Annotated in this window: 6 protein-coding genes; all 6 read left to right on the top strand. The window is 34.5% G+C overall.

Annotated features, from left to right (window positions below):
• The coding region (locus ABX784_RS14630) for a glutamate ligase domain-containing protein (RefSeq protein ID WP_372655803.1) at window positions 1-605 on the top strand (605 nt) is incomplete at its 5' end.
• A complete protein-coding gene (murF, locus tag ABX784_RS14625; RefSeq protein WP_372655802.1) occupies window positions 598-1,968 on the top strand; it encodes a UDP-N-acetylmuramoyl-tripeptide--D-alanyl-D-alanine ligase in 1,371 nt (456 codons plus the stop codon). The genes ABX784_RS14630 and murF, both read left to right, overlap by 8 nt.
• Before the next feature lie 28 nt (window positions 1,969-1,996).
• Window positions 1,997-3,073, top strand: a complete 1,077-nt coding sequence (gene mraY / locus ABX784_RS14620) for a phospho-N-acetylmuramoyl-pentapeptide-transferase (RefSeq protein WP_372655801.1) — start codon at window positions 1,997-1,999, stop codon at window positions 3,071-3,073.
• A gap of 4 nt (window positions 3,074-3,077) precedes the next feature.
• Window positions 3,078-4,460: a UDP-N-acetylmuramoyl-L-alanine--D-glutamate ligase gene (gene murD, locus ABX784_RS14615; RefSeq protein WP_372655800.1), complete on the top strand. Its 1,383-nt coding sequence runs from the start codon at window positions 3,078-3,080 to the stop codon at window positions 4,458-4,460.
• Between the two features lie 74 nt (window positions 4,461-4,534).
• Window positions 4,535-5,719 carry a putative lipid II flippase FtsW gene (gene ftsW / locus ABX784_RS14610; RefSeq protein ID WP_372655799.1) on the top strand — a complete coding sequence of 395 codons (1,185 nt, stop codon included), beginning with the start codon at window positions 4,535-4,537 and terminating at the stop codon, window positions 5,717-5,719.
• Between the two features lie 38 nt (window positions 5,720-5,757).
• Window positions 5,758-6,703, top strand: a 946-nt coding sequence (murC, locus tag ABX784_RS14605; RefSeq protein WP_372655798.1) for a UDP-N-acetylmuramate--L-alanine ligase, incomplete at its 3' end; no start/stop codon positions are given.

The raw sequence follows: 6,703 nt of genomic DNA, 5'->3' as shown, positions 1-6,703 counted from the left end.
TATATAGTTCTGATTTTGATATAGGCTTTAAGGCTACATATAATCAGGCTAATCTCGCCGTAGCAAAGAGGATGGTTGAGATAGTTTCATGTGAGTCTGTAGATGAAGAACTATTGAAGAAATTAACTCTTCCTTCAGGAAGGTTTGAGTCTATTAAATTTAATGAGCATGTTGTAATTATAGATTATGCACACACTCCAGATGCTTTAGAAAATATATGTAAAACAATAAAAAAAGATTTTCCTGACTTTTGTCTTGTTGCAGTCTTTGGCTGTGGTGGAGATAGAGATAAATCAAAAAGACCTTTAATGGGAAGCGCAGTTGCTAAATTTGCTGATAGCATAATTGTTACTTCTGATAACCCTAGAACTGAAAATGCTGAAACTATAATCAAAGATATACTTCCTGGGATTGACGTTCCTTTTCAAAAAGAAGTTGATAGAAGAAAAGCAATAAGACTTTCTCTATCAACTCTAAAGTCTAAATCTGTCATTTTAATAGCTGGGAAAGGGCATGAAGAGTACCAGGATATTATGGGAAAAAAGAATCATTTTTCTGACAAAGAAGAAGTAATTAATTTCATTAGAGAGACTGAGAATGTTTAATTTAAGTTTACTTAATATATTTGATGAAGATATTTCATTTGAAAATAAGACAGTTAGTCTCTCGACAGATTCAAGAACATATAGTGGAGAAGAAGTTTTCGTATGTTTAACTGGCGAAAGCTTTGATGGATTTAACTTTATAGATGAAGTACTAGAAAAAAAATGTGAAGTCGTTATTTTTAAAAGTTCTGAAGAGAATATCCTTAAAATGGAGAAACATTCTGAGAAGTATTCAGATGTAACCTTTATAGGAGTAGACTCGCCTTTAGTGGCCTTACAAGAAATTGCGAGAGAAAGAATTAAAGAATTTAAAAGTCTTGGTGGTTATGTTTTTGGAATAACAGGTTCCAATGGAAAAACCACAACTAAAGAAATGCTGACAGAGCTATTAAAGGCAGCTTTTGGTTCAGAAGTTCATTCTACTAAGGGCAATTTTAATAACCATATCGGTGTTCCATTAACAATTCTATCTGCAGATAAAAATTGTAAATATATGATTGTTGAGATGGGATCTAATCACCTAGGTGAAATTCAAACACTATGTGAAATCGCAAAACCAGAGTATGGTATTATCTCAAGTGTTGGTGCAGCTCATATTGGACTGTTTGGAAGTATTGATAATATTTTTAAAGAAAAGAAGTCTCTTTTTGATTATGTTAAGAATAATGATCTGGGTAACTCAAAATTTGTTGTAAATGGGGATGACGCTTACCTTGGGAAAATCCCTAGTGATGAAATTCTTATTAAATTTGGAAAGAGTGAAATGTGCTGTCCAGCTTTCAGTGATGGTGAAGTTAGGATTAATGACTCTGTTGTTATTAAGAATGTGAATATCCATGAAAAATATAATTTTAATAACTTAATTAGTGCTCTATTATTATCAATAAGTGTTTTTCCTGAAAAGAAAGAGCAATTCATTACAGCTGCTAATGAATATAAGATCCCAGCACTTAATAGGTCTGAATGGATCGATAAAAATGGAAAGAAAATTTTTCTAGATGCATACAATGCCAATCCAACATCAATGGAGTCTTCTCTCTACTCTTTTATCGAAAATATAGCTAAGGTTAATATTTCTTTAGAAGAGACATTATTTGTTCTTGGAGATATGAATGAACTTGGTGAGTATACTGAAAGTGAGCATAAGCGAATCGGAGAAATTTTAAAGACTAAAAATGCTAAACATGTAGCATTTGTAGGTGGTTTCTCAAATTATTATGATAATGGATTTAAAGATGGTCATGTATATTTAGAGAAATCACAGCTTGAATCTGCATGGCCAGAACTATCAAAAAAGTGCAAAGCAATATTTATTAAGGCCAGTCGGTCTTTACAACTTGAGTCATTAATAGATATAACATAGATCAGACTCACCTTTTCATGGAAGACTTATGCTCTATCATTTTTTATATCCTCTGAGTCAGGATATCTCAGCTTTTAATATCTTTAGATATATTACTTTTCGTACATTCGTTGCATTTTTAATTGCGACTATCGTTTCAATTGTTTGGGGTAAGTACTTCATTAACTTTATGAAGCGTAAGCAATTTGGCCAGGTCATTAGAGATGATGGACCACAGAGTCATTTAAAGAAAGCAGGGACTCCGACTATGGGAGGAGTTCTAATCATTAGTACGATAATGTTATCAATGGCCTTTTGTGCAAATTTCATGTCTGCGCCAGTCGTTACAACGCTGGGTGTAACACTCTCTTATTTCCTGCTCGGATTTTTAGATGACTATCTTAAAGTAATGAGAAAGAACTCAGATGGAATTTCTGCTAAAGGAAAATTAGTTTGGCAATTCTCAACGGCTTTAGTCGCAGGTTATTTTCTTATATCAAGAGGAGTGATTGACACTAGTCTTTACCTTCCTTTCGTTAAGGGACCTGTCTTAGATCTGGGTTGGTACTATATATTGTTTATAGCAGTCGTTGTTGTTGGCTCTAGTAATGCGGTCAATTTAACAGACGGGCTTGATGGATTAGCTATAGGTCCAATAATCACAAGTGCAGCAAGTCTAGGTATTATTGCTTATGCCGCGGGTCATAAAGAGATTGCTGCTTATCTCTATATTCCATATGTAGAAGATATTGGTGAATTGATGGTTATTTCTGCTGCCATAATAGGTGCCGGTGTAGGCTTTTTATGGTACAACTCTTACCCAGCACAAATATTTATGGGTGATGTAGGATCGCTAAGTCTTGGTGGAAATCTAGGAATTGTAGCAGTCCTCACAAAGAGTGAAGTCTTATTTGTAATTATTGGTGGTATTTTTGTCATTGAGGCGATCTCTGTAATTTTACAAGTAGCTTCTTATAAAACGAGAAAGAAAAGAATTTTTAAAATGGCTCCGATTCATCACCACTTTGAGTTAAAGGGATGGCCGGAACCAAAAGTTATAGTAAGATTTTGGATTATTAGTATTTTTCTAGCAATGTTTGCTATTGCAACATTGAAAATGAGGTAAATAAATGGAACGTTTTCAAGGTAAGAAGGTCCTCATTGTTGGTATTGGAAAAACAGGCTTTACGCTTATTCATTTTTTCAACACTGTTGGATGTGACATTAAAGTTACAGACATCAAACCAATATTTGATTTAAATAAGGCCGTTAAAAAGCTTAAGAAAATTCAACCAGCTCCTCAAATGACATTTGGTGAGCACAGAGAAGAAGACTTCTTAGAAGCAGATGTTATCGTTTACTGTTCGGCAGTAAACCCAGAGCTTCCTCAGCTTGAGCTGGCTCGTCAAAACGGTAAAGAAGTTTATTCAGAGTTCGCTCTAGGAAATATTCTTTGTAGAAAACCAATTATTGCTGTTTGTGGTAGTCAGGGGAGAACAACTGTTGCTCACATGATTGGCTATACTCTTAAGCTTGATGGGAAAAATGTTTTTATTGGTGGAACTTCAGAGAGTTCATTCATTGAATACTCTATGCTTCCAAATAAAGATGAAATTGATTATGTAGTTGTTGAAGTTTCTTCTATTCAAATGAGAAAACTTACAAACTTTCACCCAAAATTAGTTGTATTTACAAATATTTCTGAAAATTATCCAGAGAAGCACTTTAACTCTGTTGGTGAGTATATTGAAACAAAGTTAAGTATCATTAAGACTTTATCTCCAGATGATACTCTTGTTGTAAACTTTGATCAGCTTGCAAACAATACTTTCTTTAGAAATGCGAACTGCCAAACATACTGGTACTCGAGAAAGTCATTTGTAACAATGGGTGTGATTAATGAAATTCAGGGGACACATTTCCACGACAGAAGAATTCATTCAAACATCAATTACCATTCTGAATTCAAAGTAAATCAAATGAGAATTATTGGTCAAAATAATAGAGAGAACTTACTTGCAGCTATTACTGCATGCAAGGCCCTAGAGGTTTCTGACAAATCAATTCAGACATGCATAACTAAGTTTCCAGGAATACCTCATAGACTTGAGTTTTTAATGGAAAAGAATGGTGTCGATTTTTATAATGATTCAAAAGCTGAAACAATGGAAGATCTTTGTACTTCTATCAAGGCTTTTAAGAAACAAGTTATTCTAATTGCTGGTGGTAAAGACGTTGAAGATTTTGACTTCGAGCCATATGCGCCAGAGATCATTGATCATACAAGAGTTGTTGTTCTTGTAGGAGAGAGTAAGGAAAGAATGAATAGAGCTCTTCAAGAGCACTCTCAAACTTTTATTGTTGGTTCTTTTGAAGAGTCGATTTTACTAGCTTATCAAAAATCTAGAACAGGAGATGTTATTTTACTTTCTCCTGGTAATGAAGCCTCAGATTTCTTTAGAGATTATGAAGAGCGTGGAAGTTATTTTAAAAAATTAATATATCAATTATAAAAAATAGGGAGCTACTGGCTCCCTTTTTTTTTATATTCCTTGCACCCATTACAGAACGCATTTAAAATATAATTATGAATAATGACTTGTCACGGATCGATAAGCTTTCCAAATATTTAAAATTCTCTTTAGGAACCTTAATCGTCATTGGTGTGATTATGGTTTATTCCGCAAGTTACATGTATGCCAAAGAAAAGTTTGGAAATTCGGGTTATTTCTTTATAAAGCAGATGATGTTTGTACTTTTCTCACTTGGTATAGCTTTTGTTGTTTCAAAAACTAAGTACAAGTTTTGGCTGAAGTTTGCACTACATGTAAATTATGCAGCATGCTTTCTTTTAACTCTAACATTTGTCCCAGGGCTGAAGACAGTCATTAAGGGAGCAAATAGATGGCTAAGGGTTGGAGGGTTCACTCTACAGCCTGGAGAATTTGTGAAGTATACAATTGTTCTTGTATCAATTGTATTCTTTGAGAAATTTCAAGAGTTTGATAGAAATAAGAAAATTAACTACTTGGTGTGTATGGGTCTCCCCTTTGTGTTACTGATCTTACAACCAGACTTTGGAACATTTTCAATATGCTTCTTTGCAATGAGTTTTGTATGTTTCCTTTCTTCTTTTCCTCGTAAATACTTTTATTCAGCTTTTGTTGCAGGAATAATTGTTGGTGGTGCAGTATTGATTTCAGCACCTTATAGAGTGAAAAGACTTCTCGCATTTTTAAATCCATGGGAGAATGCTCAAGGTTCTGGGTTTCAAATTATTCAGTCTTGGATTGGATTTGCAAATGGTGGCTTCTTTGGAACGGGTCCTGGTAATAGTATTGAAAAACTCTTTTATCTTCCTGAGGCACATAATGACTTTATATTCTCTGTAATTGGAGAGGAGTTTGGCTTTGTTGGAGTTATGGCAATGGTCTTACTCTTTTTAAGCGTGATCTTCTTTGGCTTCTCATTGGCAATGAAAGTTAAACTTAGAGATGGATCACTTCTAATGGCCGCAGTTATTTTTGTTGTAGGGATTCAGAGCGCTTTAAATATGGGGGTTGTTCTAGGTTTACTTCCAACTAAGGGACTGAATCTACCTTTTATTAGCTATGGTGGATCATCGCTTATGAGTAATCTTTTTGGGATTGGCCTATTTTTTGCTGTGCTGCGTTCATATCGTGATAAGGATAGTACACCTTCTTTTAATACAAGTACTAATTCAAAATCACCTACTACATCTAGTTTTCAAAACCTAAGAAATCAGGCATGATCTAACTTAACTCATTTAGAGCCTAAGTTGGAGATGCTATGTTTAACCCTTTAAAAGATATTAAAGTTCACTTTATTGGAATCGGTGGAATAGGAATGAGTGGAATTGCTGAAGTTCTACTTTCCCTTGGATATAAAGTTTCTGGGTCAGATATATCTGAATCTGCAACAGTTGCTAAGCTTAGAAGGCTTGGAGCTGAAGTCTTTATAGGTCACAAGGCAGAGAACATAACAGATGCCACAGTGATGGTTTATTCATCAGCAATTGATGAAACAAATCCTGAAGTAATTTTAGCAAAAGCGAAACGCTTACCTATCATGAGAAGAGCTGAGATGTTGGCCGAGCTTATGAGGCTTAAGAAAGGTCTTGCTATTGCGGGGACACATGGAAAAACAACAACAACTAGTTTTCTAGCTACTATCCTTCATGAGAGTAAGTACGATCCGACTTATATTATTGGTGGGATTGTTAAGAATTTAGATGGTCATGCTAAAGTTGGTAAGGGGGAGTTCCTTGTCGCTGAGGCCGATGAATCTGATGGTTCATTTCTTTTATTAAATCCAATAATGTCAGTAGTTACAAATATTGATAATGATCATATGGATCATTATGGAAGTGAGGCAAATCTACTGGCGTCATTTACAGAGTTTATTAATAAAGTTCCTTTCTACGGACTTACTGCTTTAAACGCAAATGATGACAGATTAATGGCACTCACTAAGGATGTTAAAAAGCCTTGGGTAACTTTTGGTGTTGAAGTTGAAGCAGACTTTGAAGCACGAAATATTAGATATGATGGTAACTTTGCAATATACGATCTCTACTACAATGGAGAAATGAAAATTGAGATAACAATCACAATTCCTGGTAAGCACAATATCTTAAACTCATTGGGAGCAATTGCTCTCGCCTATAATATGGGTGTTCCTTTTAAAGAAATCGCTAGTTCAATAATTAAATTTGATGGTGTTGGAAGAAGATTTC

It is taken from the genome of Halobacteriovorax sp. (genome assembly GCF_041587335.1).
In the GTDB taxonomy this organism is placed as follows: Bacteria; Bdellovibrionota; Bacteriovoracia; order Bacteriovoracales; family Bacteriovoracaceae; genus Halobacteriovorax.
Note: the sequence above shows the minus strand (reverse complement) of the source record. Positions and strands in the feature narration are given on the sequence as shown.

What these genes read in the sequence shown, in the direction of transcription:
- murF (WP_372655802.1), top strand. Translation starts at nt 598, where the DNA reads ATGTTTAATTTAAGTTTACTTAATATATTTGATGAAGATATTTCATTT.
- mraY (WP_372655801.1), top strand. Translation starts at nt 1,997, where the DNA reads ATGCTCTATCATTTTTTATATCCTCTGAGTCAGGATATCTCAGCTTTT.
- murD (WP_372655800.1), top strand. Translation starts at nt 3,078, where the DNA reads ATGGAACGTTTTCAAGGTAAGAAGGTCCTCATTGTTGGTATTGGAAAA.
- ftsW (WP_372655799.1), top strand. Translation starts at nt 4,535, where the DNA reads ATGAATAATGACTTGTCACGGATCGATAAGCTTTCCAAATATTTAAAA.